The organism is Calothrix sp. UHCC 0171 (genome assembly GCF_034931845.1).
In the GTDB taxonomy this organism is placed as follows: domain Bacteria; phylum Cyanobacteriota; class Cyanobacteriia; order Cyanobacteriales; family Nostocaceae; genus Brunnivagina.
Map to the genome: position 1 here is coordinate 324,442 of NZ_JAYGHN010000002.1, position 26,696 is coordinate 351,137.

Below are 26,696 nucleotides of genomic sequence, written 5' to 3' on the forward strand. Positions count from 1 at the left end.
GACTCAACAATAAAGCTAGTAAGCGTATCATTATTTTTTCCTTACCTGATTTCTTGACTAAATTTAAATGTTATATATCAAACAATCTCTTAATAATCTTTGCTTGCAAATTCAACGTTTTCTAGCCTTTCCTTATATTAGCTTGTCTATTTGGATACTACCATTATTACTATTTGGTGCTGGAAATAATAGTTTAATGGCACATGATGAAGGTCTGTATGCGGTGCGCGCTCGTCTCATGTTTGATTCGGGGGATTGGATACATCCTTGGTCAAGTCCACATCATAAAACACCAGGATTTTATTGGCTAATAGCCCTGAGTTACAAGTTGTTTAATATTAGTGAATTTAGTGTTCGGTTCCCAAATATGATTTTGGGGATTTTGAGTATATTTTTAGTATATGAAATTGGTAAAATTATCCTCAATCAAAAGTTAGCTTGGTTGGCATCGGCAATTTTAATTATTAATTTTTTATGGTTGCAATATTGCCGTTTGGGTACTCCAGATGTGCCAATGATTTTTTTAGTTTTATTAGCAATATTTTCTTTATTAAAAGCCGATTTATCAGCTAATCATAAATATAGTTCGCTTTACTGTCTTATTGGTGGATTTTGCTTGGGTTTAGGTTTACTCTTTCGCAGTATGATGATTTTCCTACCAATAATTGCTTTGTTGCCTTATTTAATCTGGGGAAATAGAGGCGATCGCCTGATTAATAAACCAAGTTTATATTTAGGTTTTTTCATCGGTTTAATACCGACATTAATTTGGTTGTGGTTGAGTGTAATTCATTATGGGAATGCGAGTATTATCCAACTTTTAGAGTTTGTATTTCGACTAGGTTCAAAACAAAGGGGGAAAAATGGTATTTTCTTTTATTTATTGAGTCTTCCTATTACGTCATTTCCATGGTTTTTCTTGGCTCTAATTGGTTTATTTACTACAATTTATCAGCCATTAAATCAACTTCAATCTCGATATAAATTAATTTTAGTTGGTTTCCCTGTGATTTTGTTTGTAGAACTTAGTCTTTTTTCCACTCGCCTTCCCCACTACAGCTTGTGTTTGTTCCCTTTTCTCTCCTTGTTAGTGGCAGTTGGATTAGATACCCTCTCTCAAATTTATACTTATATAATTACGAAACGGCGTAAATTAGTATTAGTCCCAGAAAACCTTGAATACCTGCACAAATTACCTCAATATCTCAGTTATATTTTTGGTATTTTCGGAATTATATTTCTCATTGTCGGCATAGTTACATTCTACTTTGGTTCAAGCAAAATTCATCAATATTCAATTGTAGCGATAGTGGTAGGTTTTGGTTGGTTATTTTTACCTACAATCTGGATAGGAAGCTACTATTTTCATCTCAAATTCCTCACTGCTAATTTTTGGGTAGCAAGTTGGCTGATTCCTGTTTGGCTAGGTTTAGCTGTAGCTGGTGGGAATGGTTTATTAAGCGACTATAACCCCGATTTTCGCAAATTTATTCAACAGCCAGAAATTTCCCAAATCCTCAATTCTTATCCAATTAACTTTGTGAATGTTGGTGGTAAATCTGGTGTTTTAATTGATTTTTATACTCAAAATATTGGTACAGAAGTATCTTCATTGACACAATTAACGCCGAGTAGCTATGCTTGGATAGAGGAAAAACAAGTTTTAGAGTCTTCTGTACCCCATCAAATCATTGGGACAGTGCAAGAATACAGTTTAGTGCAAGTATTGAAATAGTATTTAAATTAGGGCTGAAATAGTAAATTTGGGATTAAGTGATTTTATTGACAAACTTATGAGCAACTTAAAAATGGTGTTATGATGATACTAAGTGTGCTAAGTAAATTCTAAGATGGTATCTATATCTGACGATTCTCAATTAATGGCATCCTGGCAACAAGTTTTAGCCCCACACAATCTCGGCTACAGAATTAAACTACTCTCACAGTTGTTGACACGCAAGTTTACTGAAAAGCTAGAGCCATTTGGACTAACACCTTTCCACTGGTTAGTTTTATGTTGTTTGTGGCAGGATGATGGTCTACCGACTTCGAGTATTGGCGATAAGTTACAACAGGTTGGTGGGACTTTGACTGGTGTTATCGATCGCATGGAGGAGCGGGGTTTGGTGCGTCGCGAACGTGACATTAAAGACAGAAGAATATGGCGCATCTGGTTAACTGATGCAGGGCGAAAGCTTCAGGATATTTTACCACCCCTAGCTGTCGAGTTACGGGAAGAAGCCATGCAAGGCATTGCGGATAGCGATCGCGAATTATTTTCCCAAATTTTGAACCAGGCGATCGCAAATATTTCTTAATTTGGGCACAGGTAATTTTTTTATACTTTATCTATCATTTTTGCCCAGGTTTATTTCACCTTTACACCTAAACTAAATTGCTGGGAATTGATTGTACCTGTGCATAAAGCTTTCGTGACGGAATTAATTGAACGATGGGAGGATTTAGTAAATGCGATCGCAATTAATTCTACTATGTTTAATGCTGCGAGGTTAATCTCTTCTTTCTCCTATGACAAACTTAAATATAGCCAGTCAACCTAGCTCTCCTTCACAAGTACCCCTGAGAACTTGGATTGGCGTTTTCGCAAGTATGTTAGGTGCATTTATGGCGGTATTGGATATCCAAATTACTAACGCTTCATTACAGGATATTCAAGCCAGTTTAGGAGCAAGTTTAGATGAGGGTGCTGGGATTTCTAGTTCTTATTTAGTTGCGGAGATTGTAGTTATTCCCCTAACGGGATGGCTGTCGCGTGTATTTTCATTACGTCGATATTTATTAATTAATACTGCGTTATTTATTTTCTTTTCTATTTGCTGCGCTTTGTCTTGGAATTTAAACTCAATGATAGTTTTCCGCGCCTTCCAAGGGTTTACGGGAGGTGTTTTAATTCCTAGTGCCATGACTGTTGTTCTCACTTCTTTACCAGCAGTAAAACAACCCGCAGGATTAGCAGCGTTTGGGATGACAGCAGTTTTTGCTCCTGCAATTGGTTCCACATTAGGAGGTTGGTTAACGGAAAATTTTAGTTGGCATTCTAGTTTTTATATTAATATTTTTCCTGGCATCTTAATGTTAGTCGGTGTTTGGTATGGTATCTATCAACAAAAGCCACAATTTGCATTACTAAAACAGGGTGATTGGTGGGGAATTGCCGCGATGGCTGTTGGTTTATCTTCCTTACAATTTGTATTGGCAGAAGGTAGTCGTCAAGATTGGTTTGCCTCGCCATTCATAACTCGTTTGACAATAGTATCAGTAATCTTTCTACTATTATTTTTTGCGATTGAATTAACGCACAAGCAACCATTTATTAATTTAAGATTATTAGGCGATCGTAATTTTGGTTTGGCGACGATTGTAAATGTATCTCTTGGTGTGGGTTTATATGGTTCCATCTATATTTTACCTTTATATCTTGCTCAAATTCAAGCATACAATGCTTTACAAATTGGTCAAATATTGATTTGGACAGCTGTCCCGCAATTATTTATTATTCCCTTGATTCCCAAATTAATGCAACATATTGATGTGCGATTAATGGTAACTGTTGGCGTGTTTTTATTTGCAATTAGTGCCTTTATGAATGCAAAATTAACCTATCAAACAGGTTATAATCAATTAATCTGGTCGCAGTTTGTGGGTTCAATCGGACAACCATTAATTATGATACCTTTGACTTCAATTGCAACGGCTGGGTTAGCAGCAAAAGAGGCTGGTTCCGCAAGCGGTTTATTTAATATGATGCGGAATTTAGGTGGCTCAATCGGGATTGCATCGCTGGCGACTTTATTAAGCAATCGCGAGCAATTTCACTCAAATCAGTTGGGCACTTCTGTCTCGTTATATAGTCAAGCGACTCAGGAAAGAATTAATCAATTAACTCAATATTTTACGAGTCGTGGTTCTGATTTAAGTACCGCACAAGAACAAGCAATAAAATCTATTGATAGTGTGGTTCGTCGTGAAGCTTTTGTGATGGCTTTTAATGATTGTTTTTATTTTATTGGGATTGCTTTATTATTGAGTGGAGTGGCTATTTTATTCTTCAAGAAAGTGAAATCACCAGGGAAGGCTGTAGCACATTAATTATTGATGAATATATCAATTATCATGACTAAGGCGATTTGCGAAAAAGAAATTACCAATGTTTTTGCTAGTGTAGCGGGCAAGATGCCCCGGAGTTTTCCGTGAAGAATATCTCCCCGGAAACTCCTCTCCGCACTACAAAAAATCTCGGTACATTATTTCCTGAAAATCTCTTAACTACAGGATGGTGTAACTAAAGCTGAATTCTGATTTGTTGGTTTGGGTGTGTTGGCGACTAAGAAAATCTCCCCACGGTTATTGACTATCCATCCTTGGGCTTCCATAATCGGGGTCGTAGAAATGTTATGATTTTTTGGTAAGTGCTGCAAATGCGATCGCTCCTCAAGATTTTCTAGGGATATCCAATCAGCATTGACGGTATGATTCCGCAAAGATTCTTGCGGGTTAACTGGTAATCCACCTCGTCCAGTAATGGTAAATTGGCTTTGGTTACGAGCAGTTTTTTGTTTGCACCCTTGAGCTAATTTTGGCTCTTGTGGTTCTTGTGGAAGTTTAATTAGTCCCCGATTTGCATCAATATCTAAGGTATTCAAATTGACAGTTCCACCCAGGCTAGGGTTTGTTTGAGAAATTGCTGTAATGTCGCTGGTTGGGGCTTTCTGTGGGTCTAATTCACTGGGATCATTACTTCCTAGAATCAGTGCTAAGTCTTCTCGATTACGTTGTTCAATGCCAAAAATACCAGTAGCGGTGATTTTGATTTTACCACCGGAACCTGTATAGGCATTGGCTGTAATGTCACTATTTTCCAGTTGGTTAGCAACTATGAAGCCGTTGGCACTTTGAATGGTAATATTGCCACCATCCCCACTAGATTGAACTTTGCCGGCGCTAGTGGAAATTTGGCTATTACGACGCATGAGGAGTAAGTCTTGTACATTGAAGATAATATTTCCACCGTTGCCTAAGTCTGTTTGGGAAATAATTTTTCCTTGACTATCTAGGATGATTGAACGGGCATTAATGGTTAAATCCCCTGCCCTACCTAAATTACGAGGATTACCAAGGTATTTACGATTCGGGGGAATATCAACTTGGCTGCTAACAGAAATTTCTGCACCATCTCTAACAATTAAATTTTCTGTGTTGATGGTTAATTTGCCAGCATTTCCTGAACCTAGAGTTTCAGCGATTAAACTACTGGGTACATTAGTAGTTGATTTACCAGCTAACTCGATTGATGTGGCATTAATTGTTAAATTTCCGGCGTTTCCTCTCGCTGGAACTAATTCTTGAAATCTGGGAGGTATAAGGATTCCACTTGACTGAACTGATATTGTTCCCCCATTGCGAATATTTAATCTACCCGTGTTAATAGTGATATCGCCAGCATTACCTGTTTGATAGGCTGTATTTGCGATCGCACTTAAGATTGATGTCTCTTTTGAGAAATCAACAATACCAATTATATCAACAGATGTAGCCGCATTAATTGTGAGTTTTCCACCAGTTCCTGCTGCAATTGTACTATTTACTATTTGTCCACCATCGCGGACGATTAATTTATTTGCATCTATTGCAATATCCCCACCATTATTATTGCTTAAATTTAAGTCAATGATGCCACTACTGGCGATTTCGACGACATCACCTCTAACCCGAATATATCCATTCCCTTTTTCACCTGTTGTTGTCAAAATTGAGTTGAAGGGGACAAAGGTGTCAGAATTTCGAGCAAGTTGTTGAATATTCTGAAAACTGCCGACTCCCTCATATCCAAATGTCCAACCTTCCCCAGTAGGAATGAGGCTGACTAAGCTGTCACTCCCCACACTTCCTAACTCAATTCTTCCCTGTGGTGCTGTTAAATTCCCCCCATCCATTTTGATATCACCACCGATAAGGGCGAGGGTTTTCCCTGGAGATACTTGTAAACCAGGGAATATTCCTAAGGAGTTTTTGATACGATTCAAACTCCCTTGGGATTTATTGATAATACTGCCTGGGCTTTGTCCAAATTGCAAGCCAATTGGAGTGCTAATTGTTAGTAATGCTGGAGTTGGAGTTGTTGTAGTGCCAAATTTACTCCCATCGGCAAAGTTAACACTGTTGGCGGTGCTGGCTATAAATGAACCACCAATATTTAATGATGCTTGTTCACCAAAAACAATCCCGTTAGGATTAATCAAGAATAGGTTGGCAATCCCGTTAGCACGAATTGTACCTTCAATATTGGAAATTGATGTTCCGGTGACGCGGGTAATTATATTTTGAATACTGGGAGAGTTATTAAAGTAGGCTGTATTTGCTGTTGGAATTGAAAATTGTTCAAAGCTGTGAAATAAATTATTTCCGGCTTGAGTTCCTCCTTCAATTAATTTGATATTGTTCTGTGTGGTAATACGAGAATTATTAGGTAAAGTATTATCTGGTGTGATTTGAGCAAAAACCTGATTTCCTGGAAATATCAATGTTGTGAATAAATTTGTCAAAATAATCTTGTGAATTAGAAGAAAAGTCTTTTTTGGTGATTTTTGTAATTTGTTGGTTTTGCCAGGAAAATATCTCATTTTAAATGTCGTATCCTTTCAGCGAATTGCTGTCACAGAATTGCACCAATCTCTAATTAATCAGACTACATGAAAGTGGATACAGAAAAAACCGGGTTCCGTAGAGAAACCCGGCGATTCGAGATTAAGCATATTCAGTAAGTCGTTACAATCAAAACCAAGCAATTAAAACGCAATAATGAATATTATTATCGAATTGTGACTGAGGAACGTATTTATCTAATTCATATTCCTGTTGCCAAAATGATGACAAATTCATCTTCTTAGCAAGAACAACACCAAGGAAAGCAAAGACAACAACTTGCTAGCTTGATTTCTTCACCAGCCATTTCTGTCAACCCTTTGGGAATTTTGGAGTCGCTTGCGGCAAGAGCTTCTTGTTGTTGGCGTAACTCATGCAAATTCAGAGCAAGTTCAAACCTGATAACTTTTTTTGCCGTTAAACCATACTTTTCCAGTACATCGCTCACGGCAGAGCTATTTATAGCTTTAATAAATTCTTCCCGAATTTCATACTGCATTTTCTGCAATGCAGTCGCGTCTTCAGGTAATTCACCGTAGCAGTCATTCTGGTGTTTTGGCATTTCTTCTAAGTTCATGATTCGTCTGACCTAATTAGTTGTGTACTATATAACTAGTTGTCTGAGTAAAGTTTTAGTCTTTACTCTTAGGTGTAACTACAAGCAACTTATACTGTTTTCCGAATTTCTTAGGGTAAATTCAGGACTTACGCACGTGAAGCCAGAAACCCGGTTTCTTTGCGTAAGTCCTATAAATAAATCTTGCACTACTTATTTTTATATGATTCCTAATTACGACTACTGGCTATTCTGCCAATTTGGCATTTTTTGACGCTTTTATTTGGCTACAACCCAAAATTCCCATAAAATTATCACGGTGTTTAAAAAACATCTAGTCAAATTTACTGTAAAAATATTACTTATCTTGCGATTTTTGCAACTTTAATTAAACAACTTTGATATATGCCTCAATTTAACTGTCTAAATAGCTACATATCTAAATTATATTTGTACTCTAATTTACTCTTGTTTACGTCTGCAATTCAAGTAGAACCACTGAAAGCAGAAGTGGGAAATAATACTAAAGAAGTTGCGGAAACATCAGAATTATCTATTCCAATCGCAGTAGAAGCTCAAAACCAAGCTCCAATCCCTGCAAACATCACTCAGCGTCGAAACACAAAACCACCTTCAACACAGCCCTTGCCAGAACAATTACCTACATCTCCTTTACCATCACCCGAAGAGTTACTACCTCCTGAGAAAAATCCACCAATCCAGCCAGAGGATACGCCATCAGGTAATATTCCCCAAACAATTACGATCGCCAAAATTAAGATTACAGGTAGTTCGATATTTCGCGATCAAGACTTTGCCGAGATTACCAAGGATTATATCGATAAACCAATAACTTTGGCACAGTTGTTTGAATTGCGATCGCAAATTACCCAATTTTATGTTGATCGAGGATACATCACAAGCGGCGCATTTATCCCACCGCAGAGATTAGTTGATGGGGTTGTGGAGATTCGTGTGGTGGAGGGGGAACTCGAAGAAATTAAAGTGACGGGTACAAGGCGGTTGAACTCTAATTACATACGCAGTCGCTTGGCGCTGGCGACGGGTAAACCCTTAAATCGAGAAAAATTGCTGGAAGCTTTGCAGGTTCTCCAACTCAATCCCTTAATTCAAAATCTGTCGGCGGAATTAGCTGCGGGAACTCGTGCGGGAACTAGTACCCTAGAAGTAACGGTGCGGGAAGCACAAACATTTAATGCCCGAATTAATTTAGATAATGGACGCTCCCCTAGTGTCGGTAGTTTTCGCAGACAAGTGCAACTGAGCGAGGCGAATTTGTTGGGCTGGGGGGATAATATCAGCGCATCCTATACAAATACCGATGGCAGTAATGCTTACGATTTTAGCTATACCCTACCAATTAATCCCCGTAATGGCACATTTGCAGTCAGTTTTGGTGCCTCTGATAATAATGTAATTGAGCAGCCATTTAACAGGCTGGATATTGAATCCTACTCGAAGTATTATGAATTGACGCTGCGACAACCTGTGATTCAGAAGCCAAATAGTGAATTAGCAGTCGGAATGGCATTAACTCGTCGAGAAAGTGAAGCGAGCCTATTAAAAGGGGAAATACCTTTTCCGGCGGAAGGTGCAGATGGGAATGGGAGAACTAGTATCACCGCACTGCGATTTTTCCAAGAATGGACGCAGCGTAATAGTCAGCAAGTATTTGCCATGCGATCGCAGTTTAGTGTCGGACTCGATGCCCTCAATTCTAGCATCAATGGTAAATCTCCCGATAGCAGTTTCTATGCATGGCGAGGACAAGCCCAATGGGTACGTTTGTTGGCACCGGAGACGTTATTTTTGATGCGTGGTGACTTACAATTTGCTGATAGACCACTTGTTGCCCTTGAACAATTTGGATTGGGGGGACAAAGTAATGTACGCGGATATCGTCAGGATGCATTACTCACCGATAATGGATTTTTTGCCAGTACCGAAGTCCGCTTCCCTATTTTCCGCGATAAGCGATCGCAAACTCTATTACAAATTGTTCCTTTTATCGATGTGGGAACGGTATGGAATCGCAGTGAGCGAGCGAATCTGGAGACTAACACTTTACTCTCAACTGGCTTGGGTTTACGCTTGCAATTAGGCAATAAATTAAATGCCCAATTTGACTGGGGTATCCCTCTAATCTCAATTGATTCGCGGAAGAGTACCTGGCAAGAAAATGGTTTGTATTTTTCTATTGTTTACACACCTTTTTAGGCATGGGGCAATTAAAGTAATGTTAGGGAAAATTATCTCCAGATAAACTCTCTGGTGCAATGGGTAAGAATAATGCTGGAAGCATCCATACATGATTGATTCTAAAAGCTAAAAGCTAATCGCTAATAGCCGGGTTATCTCTAAAATAATGAAATATCGATTTTTGCTCATACTGTTGTTAGGTAGTTATTTAATATTTGGATTTGTATTCCCCAGTTTGGCAAATTCAGGAAAATTATTTCCTGCTCAAGTAATACACCTACAAACTGAAAAGCCAAGATATGAATATTTAATCCCAAATCAAATTGCTCAAAATCCTATCACCCCAAATCAAACTGATGAAGGGAAAGCATTGTATGCAGTTGGCAGATTTTATGAAGCGGCACAGGTTTTAGAAAAAGCAGTACAACAATATCGGCAAAAAGGAGAAATTCTCAAACAAGCTGCAACTTTGGGGAATTTGTCTTTGACTTATCAGCAACTGGGGAAATGGACAGAAGCAAGGCAGGCTATCACTGAAAGTTTGCAATTGCAGGGAGTCGAAGCAAATACTTCTACAAATGCCCCAATTCAACATCGGCAACAAAATCAGAAACTCCTTGCCCAAACTTACACTATCCAAGGTAAATTACTTCTCTCAATTGGAGAAACAGAAAATGCTTTACAAAGTTGGCAACAGGCAGAAAAAATATTTGTAGAAGCTGGGGAAATAAGCAGTAGTATCGGGGCAAGAATTACTCAAGCACAAGGATTACAAATCTTAGGTTACTACCGTAGTGCAGTGAAAATTCTGCAAGAAGTCAATGCAAAATTAAAAACGCAACCCGACTCAATTCAAAAAGTAGTTAGTTTGCGTTCCTTAGGTGATGCAGAACAAATAGTTGGTGACTCAGAAAAATCTCAAAAAGCATTACAAGAAAGTTTAGAAATTGCCCAACGCCTGCGTAATCCCCTCGAAATTAGCACTAGTTTATTGAGCTTAGGAAACAACGCCCGTACAAGCGATCGCACAACTCCAGCTTTAAAATACTACCAACAAAGCTGGGAAATTTCCCCTTCTGCTTTAATCAAATCTCAGGCAATACTTAACCAATTCAGTTTACTTGTCGATCGCCAAAAATATACCGAAGCCCAAGCAATCATCCCGGAAATTCAAACCTTACTCAAACAACTCCCACCCAGTCGCAGTAGTATTTACGCTCAGATTAATTTTGCCGAAAGTTTAGTGAAAATGGGACGCGGCGCGGGAAAGAATATTAGTTCTGTGGCTCCAATCTTGGCAACAGCCATCCAACAAGCCCAAAGTATTGGCGATACACTGGCAGAAGCCTACGGTTTGGGAGGATTAGGAAAATTATACGAATCCGTCGGACAATTACGCCCATCTCAAGAATTAACCGAAAAAGCAATCGTCATTTCCCAAGGAATTCATACACCAGAAATTACATATCAACTGCAATGGCAACTGGGTAGATTATTAAAAGCACAAGGAAATATTCCCAGCGCGATCGCATCCTATAATGTAGCTGTAGAGGCTTTGCAAAACCTACGTAGTGACTTAGTAACCGTCGATCAAAATGTGCAATTTTCCTTTCGCGAAACTGTTGAACCCATATACCGCGAGTTGGTAGCACTGCAACTACAAGACCCTACATTCACCACCGCAAACAAACAAACCCAAGCAAAAATCCTCGATCAAGTCAGACAACATATTGAAGCCTTACAACTAGCCGAACTCGATAATTTCTTCCGCGAAGCCTGCCTACAAGGTCAAAAAATACTCCTAGATGAAGTCGTAGACCGTGATAACCCAACATCAGCTATACTGTACCCAATTATCCTCCCCGACGCTCTCCAAGTCATTGTCAAACTTCCCCAGCAAGAACTCAAACTCTACACCACCAAAGTCACGGAAAGCGAAGTTGAACAAACAGTAACCAGACTACGACGAGATTTAATCGATCCATCAGCGCTGCGAGATGTGAAAAGGCGATCGCAACAGGTTTATAATTGGTTGCTAAAACCAGTCGCAGCTGACTTAGCCAAAACCCAAGTAAATACCCTCGTGTTTGTGCCGGATGGGGTACTACGTAACTTACCCATGTCAGCATTGTTTGATGGCGAAAAATATTTAGTCGAAAAATACGCCGTTTCCCTCAGTCCAGGTTTGCAACTTTTCGCTCCCAAACCCATAGTTAAACAAAAACTCAATGCCCTCACCGCCGGCTTAACCAACCCTCCCCAGCAATTCCAAAAATTTTCGCCCCTACCTGCAATCAAACGGGAATTTCAACTCATTGCCAAAGCCGGTATTCCCACTACCACCCTAATCAATCAAGACTTTACTAGAACAGCCCTAGAAACCAAAGTCAAAGATGCCCCCTTCAATGTCGTCCATCTAGCAACCCACGGTCAATTTAGCTCACAAGCCAATGATACCTTCATTCTCGCGGCGGATGGTCCGATTAACGTCCGTCAATTCGATAATCTACTGCGCGATCGCGATGATAGTAGACCAGAAGCTTTACAATTACTTGTATTGAGTGCTTGTCAAACAGCGAGGGGAGACAAACGCGCAGCCTTGGGATTGGCAGGAATCGCTATCCGCGCCGGCGCACGCAGTACCATTGCTTCCTTGTGGCAAATTGATGATGAATCCACAGCAATATTTGTGGGTAGTTTCTATCGCGAGTTGAAGAAAGAAAATATCAGCAAAGCTGAAGCATTGCGACGCGCCCAGTTAGAACTTTTGAAGCATAGAAATTACAGTTCCCCCGGTTATTGGTCAGCATATGTATTAATTGGGAATTGGTTGTAATTTCAGATTCACTTCCACATCAAAAAACTTGGTTAATATTCGTGTAAAAATAAATATGAATAATTAGTATGGACAGCGTATCTCCTTCGGAGACGCTCCGCGAACGACTGAGCGCTCACACCGAAGTCTTGCCCACCTTTGGTAAATAGCAAGCGAGACGCTTGCACTACTGATTTTTAGATGATTTCTGACTGTGATTATTTATCCCCCAAGTACCCGGAATATGAGACACTGAGCAATGAATCGTAATAATTAGCTTGAGAATGACTACTACAATCTCCGATATTTCCGTTAAAACCATCAATGGACAGGATAAGGCACTGAGCGAGTATGCTGACAATGTTCTTTTAATTGTCAATGTTGCCTCTTACTGCGGTTACACTGGTCAGTATAGCGGACTCGAAAAGTTACATAAAAAGTATCATGATGCCGGTTTGCGAGTTCTTGGTTTTCCTTGTAATGATTTTGGTGCACAGGAACCAGGAACTAACGAAGAAATTGTCCAATTTTGCGATCGCAATTATGGTGTGACTTTTGATTTATTTGATAAAGTCAGTGCCAAAGGTGGTAATCAACATCCGCTTTATGCTCGACTCACTAGCTCTGTGGAACCACAAGGCGATGTTTCTTGGAATTTTGAGAAATTTGTGATTGCTAAAAATGGCGAAGTTGTCGCCCGATTTAAAAGTGGTACAACACCAGATTCTTCGGATTTAATCGAAGTCATTGAGAAGGAATTAGCAAAATAATTAGAAGTGATGTTTAGGCATCAGGTAAAAATAAGTAGTGCAAGCATCTTGCTTGCTTGCGTAATACCATTTCACTAAAATCGTGAAACATATCCAAATTCTGAAACCCTTGTAAAATCAGGATTTCTTAATTGCGAATTGCGTAGCTTTAGCTTCTCGCTCTGCGAGTATTGCGAATTGTGAATTGGTATAAGATGCCCCGGAGTTTTCCGTGAAGAACATACTCCTCTCCGCACTACAAAACATAAATTGTTCAACTTATTTTTACACGACTCCTTAATAATTATTTCTCTATCTCTGCGTAAATAATTCTTGCAAATGTCCAATAATCCTTATTCATGGCTAGAAGAATCCCTCGAAACAATCCACCGTGCCGATTGGTATCGTTCTGTCCAAACTATTAGTGGTGGTTCGGGTGCTGTCATTAATTTAGAAGAAAAAGAAGTAATTAATTTTGCGAGTAATGATTATTTAGGTTTAGCTGGTGATGCCAGGTTAAAAATTGCCGCAATCAATGCCATTCAAGAACTAGGTACGGGAAGCACTGGTTCTAGATTACTCACAGGACATCGGCAATTACACAGAGAATTAGAAAGTGCGATCGCATCTCTAAAACAAACTGAGGATGCGATCGTTTTTAGTTCTGGCTATCTGGCAAATATTGGCACAATTAGCGCTTTGGTAGGGAAACGGGATTTAATTTTATCTGATCAATACAACCATTCGAGCCTCAAGAATGGGGCAGTTATGAGTGGTGCATGTGTGATGGATTATCCACATAATGATGTGGAAGCTTTAAAGAATCAACTGATTCAACAACGGCAAAATTATCGTCGCTGTCTAATTATTACTGATAGTGTTTTTAGTATGGATGGTGATTTATGTCCTTTGCCAGAAATTTTGGATATTGCTGAAGAATTTAACAGCATGGTGTTAGTTGATGAGGCTCATGGTACGGGTGTTTTAGGTAAAAATGGTGCGGGTGGCGTTGAACATTTGGGTTGTACAGGTAGACAATTAATTCAAATGGGAACCCTAAGTAAAGCTGTGGGTAGTTTGGGGGGATATGTTGCGGGGAATAATACTTTAGTTGATTTTCTCAGGAATCGTGCCCCTAGTTGGATTTATACGACTGCTCTGTCTCCCGCAGATACGGCAGCAGCTTTAGCTGCTATTGAGATAATTAAAAATGAGCCGCAGCGAAGAATACAATTATGGAAAAATGTTGAATATCTGCAAGAATTGATTCAGAAACATTTACCAAATCTGAAAATATTACCTTCAGAATCACCAATTTTGTGCATTCACTTAGTAAGTGCGAGTGATGCATTAAATGTAGGAAAATATTTAAAGGAAGCTGGTATTTTTGCCCCAGCAATTCGTCCGCCCACAGTTCCCACTAGTCGTATTCGTATTACTTTAATGGCTGTACATGAACGGGTTCATATTGAGAAATTAGTAGAAGCACTACATAATATTTAGTTGGTTTCTGGGTTGATTATATTTGATTTATACTTTTTGCAGCCCAGCATCTACTCGTCTCATGAAGACAGATAACATTTTTTATAAGCTATTTCAGGAATTCCCAGAGATTTTTTTTGAATTGATTGGGAAACCCGAAACAAATCTTAATCTTTACGAGTTTAAAAGCCAAGAAATTAAAGAAACTAGGTTTCGGTTAGATGGTATTTTCTTAACTTTGGAAACTACTCCTAACGAACCAATCTATTTTGTAGAAGTTCAATGTTACAAAGATAAAGTCTTTTATGACAGATTCTTCACCAGCATTCTCCTTTACTTCTATCAGTTTCAACCATCTAATTCTCAGTGGTATGCTATCGTTGTATTTGATACTCGTAGTAATGATGTAGACTTTCCTCAGCGTCTAAATGCATTTAGAGAAACTCATCTACGTTGTTTTTATCTAGATGAGATGGAGGAGACATCATCTGCTTCGTTGGGTTTAGGAATTGTTAAACTAATTGTAGAAGGTAAAGGGAAAGCGAAAGAATCAGCGAAACAGCTAGTTAATCAAACCAGGCAGGAAGTTAATGATGCAGCTATTCAAAGAAAAGTTTTAGAATTGATAGAAGCAATACTTGTAAATAAGTTTCCAAATATGAGTAGGGAGGAAATAAAAGAAATGCTAAGTCTAGAATTAATTAGAGGCACTAGATTTTATCAAGAGTTGAAAGAAGAAGCAAAGGAAGAGGCGAAACAGGAAGTTAAGGAAGAAGTTAAACAGGAAGTTAAGGAAGAAGTTAAACAGGAAGTTAAAGAAGAAGTTAAACAGGAAGTTAAGGAAGAAGTTAAACAGGAAGTTAAAGAAGAAATTAAATTAGAAATGGCTAAAAAATTGTTTCAACGAGGACTGAAAGTAGAAGATGTAGCAGAAATATTAGATGTGGATTTGGAAGTTGTCAGGAAACTTGCAAATGAGTGAATATGGATTTTCAATTAACAATTAATGTTATCTTTAGAGACTTGGCAATACTAAGTCTCTAAGATTCATCAAATCAAATCTACTTAACTTTTGCAGCCGCATCAATCCCATCGTTAATTAACTTTCCATCTTCCATATAAACAATTCTGTCAGCAATATCTAAAATCCGATTATCGTGAGTCACCAGCAAAATTGTACAACCCTGTTCTTTTGCTAATTTTTGCATCAATTCCACCACATCGCGTCCTGATTTTTTATCTAGGGCTGCGGTTGGTTCATCAGCTAGTATAATCTTAGGGCGACTAACTAATGCACGTGCGATCGCAACTCGTTGTTTTTGTCCTCCTGATAGGCTTTCGGGGTAATAATCAACACGATTTCCTAAGCCAACTATCTCTAATATTTCTACAGCTTTAGCGTTTATGTCTCCTGCTAAATGTTTGTCGTGCAGTTCTAAAGACATGCGTACGTTTTCTTTGGCTGTGAGAAATGTCATCAAGTTATGTGCTTGGAAAATATAGCCAATATGACGACGCAGTTCGGTTAATTGCTTTTTATTCGCACCACAAATTTCTTGTTCTAAAATTTTTAAACTTCCCTCCTGTGCAGAACGTAAACCACCCATTAATGTTAATAAAGTGGTTTTTCCCGAACCGGAAGGACCTGTCATAATGATGATTTCCCCTTGATTGATTTGCAAATTGATATCAAATAAGGCTTGTTTCCGCAGTGAACTTTCACCAAAATAGTGATTGAGATTATTAATGGAAATTACAGCTTGGCTATTTTCAGCTTGATTTAATTCGGTGGAATTTGTAACTTGCATAATAGTTAATTTATATTGCAAAAGGTTTTTTTAAAATATGTCCGCAGGGTCGGCAGATTGGAGTTTTCGCATGGCGATCGCACCGGATACACTACACATAACAACAGTTAAAATCAAGACATTTACCGCCCGTTCTAGGGTCATTGCGATCGGTAACATTGTTGCCCCTGCTGCGAGATTATATAATGCGATCGCAGCTAAAAAGCTGGGAATATAGCCTAAAATAGCTAACAATAAAGCTTCTTGTAGTAATACCCCCAATAAATATCTATCGGTATAACCCATCGCTTTTAATGTTGCATATTCTGGTAAATGTTCGGAAACGTCAGAATAGAGAATTTGGTAAACAATTACAATCCCGACAATAAAACCAACACCAACACCTAAACCGAAAATAAATCCAATTGCTGTACCATCTGCCCAATATTTCTTTTCGACTTGGGCAAATCCTTCTCTAGTTAATACATTTACATCTTGAGGGAGATTTACTGCCAGTTGTTTTTGGACTTTTTCCACATCTGCACCAGGTTTTAATTTAATCAAACCAACTTCAATTTGTTCTGGTTTACGAGATGGGAATAACTGCATAAATGTTGAGTCGCTGGTAATAACATTACCGTCTGCGGCAAATGATGCACCATTGACAAATAAGCCTGTAACATTTACGGATTTACTATTTAATTCCGTTTCAAAAATGTTAGTTTTTTTAAATTTTTCACCATCCACACCATAGTCTGGACGACCGGCAATATCGAATAAAACGCTATTTAATGGTTTGATACTACTTAGTTTTTGATTAACTTCCGGCATTTTAAAAGTTGCCTTAGTGGGGTCAACTCCCCAAACCAGAATTGCTCTTTCTAAAGTAGTTTCTGGATTTCGCCATTGCCCGGTAGAAATATAAACTGGTGTCACCGATTCGACACCGTCATAAGCTAATGTTTGATATAGTCTTTCTCGCGGAAAACTTTTAACGGAAAATAAAGTTTGCATTCGCGGTTCAATTAAGACTAAATCTGCTTCTAAATTACGATGTGGTTGAATTGATGCATCGTATAAAGCACCTTCAAATCCCATTTGAATTAGCATTAAAATATCCGCAAAAGCAATTCCCGCTACTGCAATAGCAAGGCGAGTTTTTTCCTTCATTAATTGTCGCCACGCCAGGGGTGTTTTTTTTAATGTTTGACTGAGCTTTTTTGGTAACATAACATCATCTGATTTGAATTTGATTCCTTGAAAGAAAGAAGATAAGTTTTATTTTTTTGCTTTTGGTTCCCGAATCATGATCCATAATTGTGGAGAACCTGGCGCTAACTCTCCATTCCAAGCAATTTCAAATCCATGTCTTTGATAAAAACGAACAGCAGCTTGAGTTGATGTTTCTAAATAACAAGGCAATCCTTCTATATCAGCTTGTTGCAATACTGGTTCTAAAAGCATTCCCCCAATACCTTGTCCTTGAAAATCAGGTGAAACACCAAGCATCATTAAATACCAATGCGGTTGTTTCATCATTTGTTTATGGTATTTTTCTGCTGTGAATAACATTGATAAAGATATCAATATTTTTTTGATATGAATGTTGAATAATACGGTGATTATTCCGGCTTGAAAAAGTCGCAATATATTATCTGTTGCATATCCAGGCGGTATCCATGCAGCAATACCTTTAAGCTCATCTGTAGTTGTGTATATCTGATTATGACACTGGCTATAACGCAATAACATTTGACAAGAAGATTCAATCAAGTTTGCTTTTTCTAAAGGATTTTCAGAGGCAATATATGCAAAAATTGGGTCTTGATTAAATGCCTTTCCTAAAACTTGACTAGCTTTTTGAATTTGTGATTTTTCGAGTTTTTTTATTTCTATTTTTTGTGTATTCATCATCACTTGCCTCCTTTTAATTTGCTTAAAACAAACATTCGTTATAAATAAAGCCAAATAAACCTTATAGTGCGATCGCAGTTTGTACTTGTAAATTAGTTAACCCAGACACACGGTTGACATCTCCAGGATTGATACGAATTTTTACCTCAATCACCCTTCTATCCATGTTTTCACCAGGCTGGTTAGCAAAGGTATTCTGACGATTCACTTGTAAACCAATTTGGGATACTGTACCTGTGACTTCCCCGGAAAATGCTTGTCCAGTAATGGTTGCGGTTTGTCCAAGTTTCACTTTACTAATATCACTTTGATAAACCTCAGCGACTGCAACCATTTGACTGGTTTGCCCTAAATCTGCAATGCCGTTATCTCCCATCTTTTCACCAGGGCGGGTATGAATTTTCATAATTTGTCCGCTAATTGGTGCGCGAATATAAGCTTGTTCAAGTTCCGTTTCCGCACGTTTGGTGGTGGCGACGGCATTATCAATTTCCGCCTGTGCGACTTGGATATCAACAGCACGAACTTCTGCAATACTTGTTAAAGTTGCCGAAGCTTCACTAATTTGTTTATCGCCTGTGGCATTAATTCTATTCAGAGCAATTTTGGCTTCACTGACTTGTTTGCTGTTAGTGGCATCAATGCGGCGTAATACGGCTTTTGCTTCACTAATTTGTCTATTACTAGTGGCATCAATTCGGTTTAAGACTGCTTTCGCTTCCCTGAGTTGTTGTCTTGCAGTTTCCACACTCAACCGCTTGCCATCGAATAAAGAATTAGAAATTGCCCCCTCTTGGAATAATTGTTGGTAACGTTGATATTCTGATGCCGCGTTATTTAATTCCGCTTCCAATCGCTTAATTGTTGCTTGCTGGGCTTGTTTATCGCCTTCTAATTGGGCTTCTAAGCGAGCAATATTTTCCTGCTGGGCTTGTTTATCACCTAACCATTGCGCTTCTAAGCGAGCAATAATTTCCTGCTGTCCGACTTTATCGCCAACAGTTTGCGCTTGTAGTCTGGCGACTGTGGCTTTCTGTGCTTGGATTTGTCCTGTTTTTGCCCCTGCTTGGATTTGTGCGAGTTTTGAACGTGCGATCGCCACTTGTTTTTGTGCTACCAATAAAGCATCCTCTAATCTGTCTCTGGAATCTAAGATGGCGATAACTTGTCCAGATTTTACCGTGTCACCTTCTTTGACTAAGACTTGAGCAACCCTGTCTCCATCTAGGGGTATTGGTGCAGATAACTTAATTATTTCTGTTTCTGGTTCTAAACGTCCTAATGCTGTCACTTTTCGCACTTCTGGGACTATTTCTACTACTTTTTTTGCTGGTTGACTGAAAACTCCAAATTGGGAAGCTCCATAGTAGACAACTCCGCCAGTTACAGCAGTTGCAGCTACGATTAAACCAATCATCCATCCATTGCTAGGTGGTTTGAGAGATATTTTTAAACTCATTATTTTTCCCTCTATTTAGATGCTATATTTATGATTCCCAAAATTTATTTTTTTTAACGCAGAGCATCGTCAATTTCAGCAGAGTTTCTCAAGGTTATTTAGGGTTTCTGAATTGGGAAATAAATTTACTTTTTTTAATTACCTTAAATAACAATTCCTTTGGCATTTTTTTAATTTGTGTCTACCCTACTGCAAGAGTTGTCACTCTAATATGTCTTTGCGTGAGACTTATTCATAGATTCATTGAATAAGATTTAAGTTTGTTTGTTGATAGCTGGTTCGTTAGTTCGTTATTCTTTATCAGAGTGATATTTTTCTACATAAGCTGTAATCATTTTCCCCAGTAATGCACATTGTTCAACTACATTAACTGTGTCAACTCCTAGTGCTTTTTCGAGAATTACTCCATCTACAAAACACATCACAAAATCAGCTAAAACAATGTCTTCTACCCCTAAAAACTCATAAATTACACCTTTATAGCGTTCACATAAACGTTTCCAAAAGTCGCTATTACTATAACCTTCAGAATCTTGATGTTGAGAAAAGTCAATCATCAAATAACTATGTTTAATGTGATAGGCAAGATTATTATTTAAATAGTTTCCTAATGCTTCTGCACGTTCTTGACGTGTTTTCAAGGTTTTCCAATCCGCAGTTGCTATTGATATGTCCCTTTGCATCATGTTTTCGACTAAATGCTCGAATAATGTCTTTTTATTGGGGAAATAATGATAGAGTGTCCCCGTGGAAACGCCTAAGCCTTGGGCGATTTGTCGCATCGTAATTGATGCGTAACCTTTTTCGGCGAATAAATCGAAACATTTGTCTAATAATTCTTTGCGGTATAAGTCGTGATCAACTATTTTGGGCATGGTGCGTATTTAGAATCTTTTTTCTATCTCCATTTTATATCGAACATCCGTTATTTATAAATTTACTCTTCTGGCTTGGGGATGTCAAGGAGATTTATATCGAATGTGTGTTATGGAAAACTACTTCAGCATTGACTGTCTGCTGTGTATTTGCTGAGAGATTTTTTATGCCGATGTTAATTTCCCATTTGATTTGGGAATAATAACTTCGTCCTTACTTAAGTGGTTGTCCGTAAAAAAGTTACAACATAATTCAAGTGATCGCATTTATCTTGTATGGAACAGGGAGATTATAAAAGCTGGAGTCTATAACGAATAAGCTCTTTGCTCTTTTTGTTCAGCAATCTTGAATTTATGTGGAAGGTATAAAACCTTTACGTAAATCTACTGTGACAGTATCGATTTGTATTAAAAATAGCGCGTAAATAGGTGTAAGCCAGTGGAACCCAGTATTTCGTCTAACTCAAATTTAATTCAGTCTGCTTCTACTTTGAACCCAGATTTGTTCAATTCTCCAAATCCTTCAGCATTAGATATAGGTATTAGGTTGGGTGCTAGTAGTGCAGCGAATACAGCACCGATTCTGAACGATTTTCAGGTGGCACTAACTTCAATTGATGAAGATACAGTTGCCCCGGTTGGTGCGGTAGGAACATTGGTATCGCAATTAGTTGATTTGGATACGATTGCAGGTGGTTTGGATAATGTCACTGATATGGATATCAATGCTGTTACGGGTATTGGTGTGATTGGAACTGATACTAATAATGGTACTTGGTTCTACAGCATAGATAATGGTGCGAAATGGAATCAATTATTTGCGTTGGAGTCGAATACTCGATTGTTAGCGGCAGATGCAAGTACGCGACTTTATTTTCAGCCACGAATTAATTACAACGGTACGGCAGGGATTACTTTTCGCGCTTGGGATATAACAAGTGGAATTAATGGTAGTGCCGCAGATACTTCTGACAATAAAAATGGTGGCACTACAGCTTTTAGTACGGATATTGGTACGGTAATAATTACAGTGAAGGCAATCAATGATGCACCTGTATTGGATGTATCTAAGAAACCCAAGTTAGTGGCTGTTGATGAAGATGCTGGAGAACCCGTTGGAGAGGTGGGTACTTTGGTGTCGGAGTTGGTGGATTTGAATACAATTAAGGGTGGTTTAGATAATGTTAGCGATGTAGATAAAGATGTTTTTGTGGGGATTGCGATTACTGCGGCAGATTCCACTAATGGTACTTGGTTTTACAAGACTGATGGTGTTTGGAATCGTTTTAATTCAGTGTCTGTCGAAAGTTCTTTATTACTGGCGGCAGATGACAAGACTCGTGTTTATTTCCAACCCCAGACTAACTATAGTGGTTCTGCCAATCTGAGTTTCCGCGCTTGGGATGGTACAGATAAGAGTTTCAATGGAGATATTGCGAATACATTTAATAATGGGGGAATTACGGCTTTTAGTAGTGCGGTGGTTACTGTATCTGCAACTATTAACCCCATTAATAATGCACCTGTTAATAATGTACCGAATGCTCAAAGTATTAATGAAGATGCCACTCTGGTTTTCTCAAAAGAGAATGGTAATCTCATTAGTGTCAGTGATATTGATGCTGGGAATAGTTCTATCCAAGTGACATTAACGGCAAGCAACGGTAATTTAACAGTTGCGACTACTCAGGATGTCAAAATTGAGGGAAATACGACTGGCAATCTTGTCTTGGAGGGAACTGTCACGGCGATAAATGCGTTACTCAATGGTTTGAGTTTTAAACCGACAAAAAACTTTAATGGTGACAGCACAATTCAAATCGTTACCAATGATTTTGGAAATACGGGTGTAGGTGGAGACTTAACAGACACAGATATTATTGATATTACAATTAACCCAGTTAATGATGCACCTAGTTTTGTTAAAGGTGCTGACCAAATTATAGATGAAGATGCGATCGCACAAGTTATTCCTAATTGGGCTACTGATATCAGTGCAGGTGCAGAAAATGAATCGCAGCAAGCTTTGAAATTTATTGTCACCAACAATAATGATGCTTTATTTGTGGAAAAGCCGAGTATTGATGTTGATGGCACCTTGACATACAAAGTGGCAGAGAATGCTAACGGTACGGCAACTGTAACTGTGCAACTCCAGGATAATGAGGGCATTGCTAATGGTGGAGTTGATATGTCTGCTCCGCAAACCTTCACAATCAAAGTTAATGCCGTCAATGATGCACCTGTAAATCAGTTGCCCGGTGAATCCTTCACAATCGATGAAGATGGCAGCCTTGTCTTCTCCAGCAGCAACAATAACGCCATTACCATCAGTGATATTGATGCTGGTACAAACAAAGTGGAAGTCAATCTGACGACAACCAATGCCATTTTCAGTATCAATAACAATAACAGCGTTAACATCAGTGGAAATCAAACTGCCAATCTCAAATTAACTGGCACTGTCAGTAACATCAATACAGCCCTCAATGGTTTAATATTTAGACCGAATGCCAATTTCAACGGTGATACCAGCATTGAAATTGCTACCAATGATTTAGGTAGTACAGGCGGAGGAATTCCCCAAACCGATATCGACACTATTGCTGTTACAGTTACTTCCATCAACGACGCACCCAGTTTTATCCAAGGTGGTAATCAACAAATAAATGAAGATGCGGGATTGCAAACTGTTACAGGTTGGGCTACTCGCATCTCAACAGGCGCAACTAACGAAGTGCAGCAGTTAAATTTTATTGTTACTACTAATAACGATGAACTTTTTGCCGAAAAACCAACTATTTCTCCAGATGGAACCCTCAGCTACAAACCTGCTGACAATCGGAGTGGTGTGGCAATTGTCAGTGTTCAATTACAGGATGATGGGGGAATAGATAACGATGGCGTTAATACTTCTAATATCCAGACGTTCTCGATTACAGTCAATTCAATCAACGATACACCCTCCTTTATCAAAGGACAAGACCAACTCATCAACGAAGATGCAACCCTGCAAACAATCAATAATTGGGCAACTAATATTTCTCCTGGTGCGCCTGATGAGGAAAACCAAATTCTTGAATTTGTTGTCACCAATAACAACACAGGATTATTTGAGGTACAACCCCGGATTACAGCCGATGGAACTCTAATTTATAAACCCCTAGCCAATGCCTATGGGAATGCAACCGTTAGAGTCAAGTTGAGAGACAATGGTGGTAAATTAAACGGTGCTGTTGATACTTCCCCCGAAGAAACCTTCAACATTGTCGTCAATCCCGTCAATGATGCCCCCACCTTTACCAAAGGCACTGTTGGAACTATTAATGCAGGTTCAGGCACACAAACCTTAAATAACTGGGCAAAATTTTCTCCCGGTAATATTTACGAGTCAAGCCAAACAGTTCTCGAATACATCATATCCAGCAATAGCAACCCAGAATTATTTAAAGTTGCACCCGCAATTGATGCTGCTGGAAATCTAGTATTTACACCAGTGAATGTCTTAGAAAAAGCCACCACTGCAAAAATTGGTGTCAAAGTCAGAGATAACGGTGGTACAGAAAATGACGGCGTTGATACTTCCAGCGAACAATTCTTCAACATTACCGTCAACCCATTATTAATCAATATTGCCCCTGTTACGAACTCAATTAACGAAGGTGACACAGGAACTACTGAGTATAATTTTACAGTTAGTTTGTCGAGTGCCAGTAAGGACACAGTCACCGTTAACTACGCAACCGCAGACAACACAGCCACTGTCACCGACAACGACTACATAGAAACCAGTGGTATTCTCTCCTTCGCGCCGGGAGAAACCAGCAAAATAATCAAAGTATTAGTGAATGGCGATCGCAAATATGAAAGTAACCAAGCATTTAGGGTAAACTTAAGCAGTGCTAGTGAGGCTGCCTTAGGAACTTCCACGGCAACGGGCATTATCAATAACGACGATAAGTTACCAAATGTTCGCATTAATAATGTGGCAAAACGGGAAGGAAATGTAAATACAACCACTCCATTTGTATTTACAGTTGATTTATCCAATCCTAGTGATGAAGAAGTCAAAGTTAGTTATACAGTTAGTGATGGCACAGCGACAAATATCAATGGTGACTACATACCACTTTCGGGCGGGGTTGTCACATTTGCACCTAACCAAATCAGTCAAACCATAACGGTAGACGTGAGGGGAGATAATAATTTTGAGCCAGATGAAACATTCTTTGTCAATTTGAGCAATCCCATTAACGCCACAATTCTTCCCAATAGTAGGGGTATCGGCACAATTATCAACGATGAAGGTGCAAATGATACTGACTTTAATGGTGATGGTAATCCCGATTTAGTCTGGCGCAATTATCAAACAGGTGAAAATGCTATTTGGTTAATGAAAGGTACTGCACTCGAACAAGGTGTATCTTTGATTAAAGTTGATGACATTAATTGGAAGATTGAACAAATAGCAGATTTTAATGGGGATAGAAAACTTGATTTATTGTGGCGAAATTATCGCACAGGAGAAAATGCAATTTGGTTAATGAATGGCACAACTTTAGATACGGGTGTGTTCATTACCAAAGTCGATGATATCAACTGGAAGGTTGCTGGTGTTGCTGATTTCGATAATGATGGCAAAGTTGATATTTTATGGCGAAATTATCAGAGTGGTGAAAATGCCATTTGGTTTATGAATGACACTGCAATCAAGCAGGCAGAATTTATTACTACAGTTGAAGATGTCAACTGGAAAATTGCAGAATTAGCAGACTTTAATCGTGATGGCAAAGTCGATATTTTATGGCGGAATCATAGCAGTGATACCAATGCGATTTGGTTGATGAATGGCAAGACTTTAGTGGAAGGTGTGTTTATCGATAAAGCGAATGATGTGAAATGGCAGATTGAAGCTGTTAATGATTTCAATCGTGATGGCAAAGTCGATATTTTATGGCGAAATTATGGCAGTGGCGAAAATATGATTTGGTTAATGAATGATACAACGCTGGAACGTAAAGTTTTTATTAACAAAGTCGATGATATCAATTGGAAAATTGAACATGTCTCTGACTTTACGAATGATGGCAAAGTTGATATTGTTTGGCGAAATTACAGCACTGGAGTAAATACTATTTGGCAAATGGATAATACAACCTTGCAAAAAGATTTTGAATTCACTAAAGTGGGTGATATTAAATGGGAAATTATTATTTGATGGGAAAAATCATACAAGTTAAATATGGAATAGTTTACTAATATTTTGAATGTAGCTAACTTTCCATCTTCTTACTGATATCATGAGGGATATTTGGGCTTTACTCAAATTATCCCTGATATTAAATTCGTAAAAAAATGAATGATACCTGATTAGCTCGACTTGATGTGAGACAACATGTTGTTCGTCAAATTAGACGAGTTGTACTTGTTGCTGAAGCTGTTAGCACTGACGATATGAATGCAGAGAACAAGTATTGATGAAGTTGGTAGTCTCTTAGAAGCATTTACATGCATGAAATTAAGTTTAGGAATGGCAATTCGACGCTTGGAACAGTATCGTCTGGAAAATCATGAACCTAAAGATAAATCTTAGATTGTGAAGGATAAAATTATTCCATTTGGAAGATGTACAAATATTACTTTTTCTTTACTATTTGGACTACATACGATGAGCTAAATAAAATAAATTTATAATCAGGTGTTATGTCTACATAACATCAAGAAACATCAAGAAAAAGCTGTCGATGATATGAGCTTAGATACCTTTGTACGAATTCCTCTCAAACCGCTATTACTACTCTGGCTAGCTTACACTTGGCTGGGATGGTATCTGTCTTCCTACCATATTGGTTGGTTAGTGGGAGCTTTTGTGCTTGTGTTTGTATTAGCTATTGTCTGGAAAACTACTTCTTGGCTGGAAAAGTTAGTTGCAATTGGTTCTCAAACTTTGGTAGTCGTTTTATTTCTCAGTTTGACAATTGGCTTAGTTGCCAGTTGGTCGTTATTATGTAGTTTAGTTCTCATGCCTTTAGCCACTACAATATTGACTAATATTGAATTAACTTTAGCTGGTTTAACAAGATTAGACCGATTGATTCTGCTAATTACTTTTGCTGGACTAGGTTTAGTAATTGGTGAAGGTATTGATATATTATTCTTACCGAGTATTCGATATT

The 26,696-nt window shown here is 38.5% G+C and carries 19 protein-coding genes; 12 read left to right on the forward strand and 7 right to left on the reverse strand.

Going from position 1 to position 26,696, the window contains the following annotated elements; all coding sequences use genetic code 11:
• Positions 1–67: 67 nt before the first annotated feature.
• The 4 genes from VB733_RS03410 (at position 68) to VB733_RS03425 (ending at position 4,110) form a co-directional block, all read left to right on the forward strand.
• Complete coding sequence (locus tag VB733_RS03410) at positions 68–1,735, forward strand: ArnT family glycosyltransferase (protein WP_323338693.1); 1,668 nt, start codon at positions 68–70, stop codon at positions 1,733–1,735.
• A gap of 115 nt (positions 1,736–1,850) precedes the next feature.
• Complete coding sequence (locus VB733_RS03415; protein WP_323338694.1) at positions 1,851–2,318, forward strand: MarR family transcriptional regulator; 468 nt, start codon at positions 1,851–1,853, stop codon at positions 2,316–2,318.
• Positions 2,319–2,417: 99 nt separating this feature from the next.
• Positions 2,418–2,561 (forward strand): hypothetical protein, encoded by a 144-nt coding sequence (locus VB733_RS03420; protein WP_323338728.1) that lies wholly within the window; start codon positions 2,418–2,420, stop codon positions 2,559–2,561.
• On the forward strand, positions 2,530–4,110 hold the full coding sequence (locus tag VB733_RS03425; protein ID WP_323338695.1) for a DHA2 family efflux MFS transporter permease subunit: 1,581 nt from the start codon (positions 2,530–2,532) through the stop codon (positions 4,108–4,110). Before VB733_RS03420 ends, VB733_RS03425 begins: the two co-directional genes overlap by 32 nt.
• Before the next feature lie 173 nt (positions 4,111–4,283).
• Here VB733_RS03425 and VB733_RS03430 read toward each other — a convergent pair whose 3' ends face one another.
• Together VB733_RS03430 and VB733_RS03435 are read right to left on the reverse strand one after the other, a co-directional pair.
• On the reverse strand, positions 4,284–6,563 hold the full coding sequence (locus VB733_RS03430) for a filamentous hemagglutinin N-terminal domain-containing protein (protein ID WP_323338696.1): 2,280 nt from the start codon (positions 6,561–6,563) through the stop codon (positions 4,284–4,286).
• A 341-nt stretch (positions 6,564–6,904) separates the two neighbouring features.
• Positions 6,905–7,240 carry a hypothetical protein gene (locus VB733_RS03435; protein ID WP_323338697.1) on the reverse strand — a complete coding sequence of 112 codons (336 nt, stop codon included), beginning with the start codon at positions 7,238–7,240 and terminating at the stop codon, positions 6,905–6,907.
• A 384-nt stretch (positions 7,241–7,624) separates the two neighbouring features.
• Here VB733_RS03435 and VB733_RS03440 point away from each other — a divergent pair, with 384 nt between their 5' ends.
• From VB733_RS03440 to VB733_RS03460, 5 genes are all read left to right on the forward strand, one after another.
• On the forward strand, positions 7,625–9,457 hold the full coding sequence (locus VB733_RS03440; RefSeq protein ID WP_323338698.1) for a ShlB/FhaC/HecB family hemolysin secretion/activation protein: 1,833 nt from the start codon (positions 7,625–7,627) through the stop codon (positions 9,455–9,457).
• 148 nt (positions 9,458–9,605) lie between these two features.
• On the forward strand, positions 9,606–12,275 hold the full coding sequence (locus VB733_RS03445) for a CHAT domain-containing protein (RefSeq protein WP_323338699.1): 2,670 nt from the start codon (positions 9,606–9,608) through the stop codon (positions 12,273–12,275).
• Positions 12,276–12,538: 263 nt separating this feature from the next.
• The gene (locus VB733_RS03450) at positions 12,539–13,024 is read left to right on the forward strand and encodes a glutathione peroxidase (protein ID WP_323338700.1); all 486 of its coding nucleotides are present in this window, start codon (positions 12,539–12,541) and stop codon (positions 13,022–13,024) included.
• Between the two features lie 318 nt (positions 13,025–13,342).
• On the forward strand, positions 13,343–14,506 hold the full coding sequence (gene bioF, locus VB733_RS03455) for an 8-amino-7-oxononanoate synthase (protein WP_323338701.1): 1,164 nt from the start codon (positions 13,343–13,345) through the stop codon (positions 14,504–14,506).
• 61 nt (positions 14,507–14,567) lie between these two features.
• A complete protein-coding gene (locus tag VB733_RS03460) occupies positions 14,568–15,467 on the forward strand; it encodes an Rpn family recombination-promoting nuclease/putative transposase (RefSeq protein ID WP_323338702.1) in 900 nt (299 codons plus the stop codon).
• 79 nt (positions 15,468–15,546) lie between these two features.
• Here VB733_RS03460 and VB733_RS03465 read toward each other — a convergent pair whose 3' ends face one another.
• From VB733_RS03465 to VB733_RS03485, 5 genes are all read right to left on the reverse strand, one after another.
• The gene (locus VB733_RS03465; RefSeq protein WP_323338703.1) at positions 15,547–16,293 is read right to left on the reverse strand and encodes a DevA family ABC transporter ATP-binding protein; all 747 of its coding nucleotides are present in this window, start codon (positions 16,291–16,293) and stop codon (positions 15,547–15,549) included.
• A 30-nt stretch (positions 16,294–16,323) separates the two neighbouring features.
• The gene (devC, locus tag VB733_RS03470; RefSeq protein ID WP_323338704.1) at positions 16,324–17,502 is read right to left on the reverse strand and encodes an ABC transporter permease DevC; all 1,179 of its coding nucleotides are present in this window, start codon (positions 17,500–17,502) and stop codon (positions 16,324–16,326) included.
• Between the two features lie 48 nt (positions 17,503–17,550).
• Positions 17,551–18,183: a GNAT family N-acetyltransferase gene (locus tag VB733_RS03475; RefSeq protein ID WP_323338705.1), complete on the reverse strand. Its 633-nt coding sequence runs from the start codon at positions 18,181–18,183 to the stop codon at positions 17,551–17,553.
• A 64-nt stretch (positions 18,184–18,247) separates the two neighbouring features.
• Positions 18,248–19,645 carry an ABC exporter membrane fusion protein gene (locus VB733_RS03480; protein WP_323338706.1) on the reverse strand — a complete coding sequence of 466 codons (1,398 nt, stop codon included), beginning with the start codon at positions 19,643–19,645 and terminating at the stop codon, positions 18,248–18,250.
• Positions 19,646–19,935: 290 nt separating this feature from the next.
• Entirely contained in the window at positions 19,936–20,520 is a 585-nt protein-coding gene (locus VB733_RS03485; RefSeq protein ID WP_323338707.1) for a TetR/AcrR family transcriptional regulator, read from the reverse strand.
• Between the two features lie 439 nt (positions 20,521–20,959).
• On the opposite strand from VB733_RS03485, the gene VB733_RS03490 reads away from it, so the two are divergent.
• From VB733_RS03490 to VB733_RS03500, 3 genes are all read left to right on the forward strand, one after another.
• The gene (locus tag VB733_RS03490) at positions 20,960–25,738 is read left to right on the forward strand and encodes a Calx-beta domain-containing protein (protein WP_323338708.1); all 4,779 of its coding nucleotides are present in this window, start codon (positions 20,960–20,962) and stop codon (positions 25,736–25,738) included.
• A gap of 240 nt (positions 25,739–25,978) precedes the next feature.
• Complete coding sequence (locus VB733_RS03495; protein WP_323338709.1) at positions 25,979–26,113, forward strand: hypothetical protein; 135 nt, start codon at positions 25,979–25,981, stop codon at positions 26,111–26,113.
• Positions 26,114–26,218: 105 nt separating this feature from the next.
• Positions 26,219–26,696: hypothetical protein (locus tag VB733_RS03500; protein ID WP_323338710.1), on the forward strand; the 478-nt coding region annotated here is incomplete at its 3' end.

Bases quoted from the DNA above. Each gene is read 5' to 3' on its own strand.
- VB733_RS03485 (WP_323338707.1), bottom strand. From the start codon at position 20,520: ATGCCCAAAATAGTTGATCACGACTTATACCGCAAAGAATTATTAGAC.
- devC (WP_323338704.1), bottom strand. From the start codon at position 17,502: ATGTTACCAAAAAAGCTCAGTCAAACATTAAAAAAAACACCCCTGGCG.
- VB733_RS03410 (WP_323338693.1), top strand. From the start codon at position 68: ATGTTATATATCAAACAATCTCTTAATAATCTTTGCTTGCAAATTCAA.
- VB733_RS03415 (WP_323338694.1), top strand. From the start codon at position 1,851: ATGGTATCTATATCTGACGATTCTCAATTAATGGCATCCTGGCAACAA.
- VB733_RS03435 (WP_323338697.1), bottom strand. From the start codon at position 7,240: ATGAACTTAGAAGAAATGCCAAAACACCAGAATGACTGCTACGGTGAA.
- VB733_RS03465 (WP_323338703.1), bottom strand. From the start codon at position 16,293: ATGCAAGTTACAAATTCCACCGAATTAAATCAAGCTGAAAATAGCCAA.
- VB733_RS03480 (WP_323338706.1), bottom strand. From the start codon at position 19,645: ATGAGTTTAAAAATATCTCTCAAACCACCTAGCAATGGATGGATGATT.
- VB733_RS03450 (WP_323338700.1), top strand. From the start codon at position 12,539: ATGACTACTACAATCTCCGATATTTCCGTTAAAACCATCAATGGACAG.
- VB733_RS03445 (WP_323338699.1), top strand. From the start codon at position 9,606: ATGAAATATCGATTTTTGCTCATACTGTTGTTAGGTAGTTATTTAATA.
- bioF (WP_323338701.1), top strand. From the start codon at position 13,343: ATGTCCAATAATCCTTATTCATGGCTAGAAGAATCCCTCGAAACAATC.
- VB733_RS03440 (WP_323338698.1), top strand. From the start codon at position 7,625: ATGCCTCAATTTAACTGTCTAAATAGCTACATATCTAAATTATATTTG.
- VB733_RS03475 (WP_323338705.1), bottom strand. From the start codon at position 18,183: ATGAATACACAAAAAATAGAAATAAAAAAACTCGAAAAATCACAAATT.
- VB733_RS03460 (WP_323338702.1), top strand. From the start codon at position 14,568: ATGAAGACAGATAACATTTTTTATAAGCTATTTCAGGAATTCCCAGAG.
- VB733_RS03425 (WP_323338695.1), top strand. From the start codon at position 2,530: ATGACAAACTTAAATATAGCCAGTCAACCTAGCTCTCCTTCACAAGTA.
- VB733_RS03495 (WP_323338709.1), top strand. From the start codon at position 25,979: ATGCAGAGAACAAGTATTGATGAAGTTGGTAGTCTCTTAGAAGCATTT.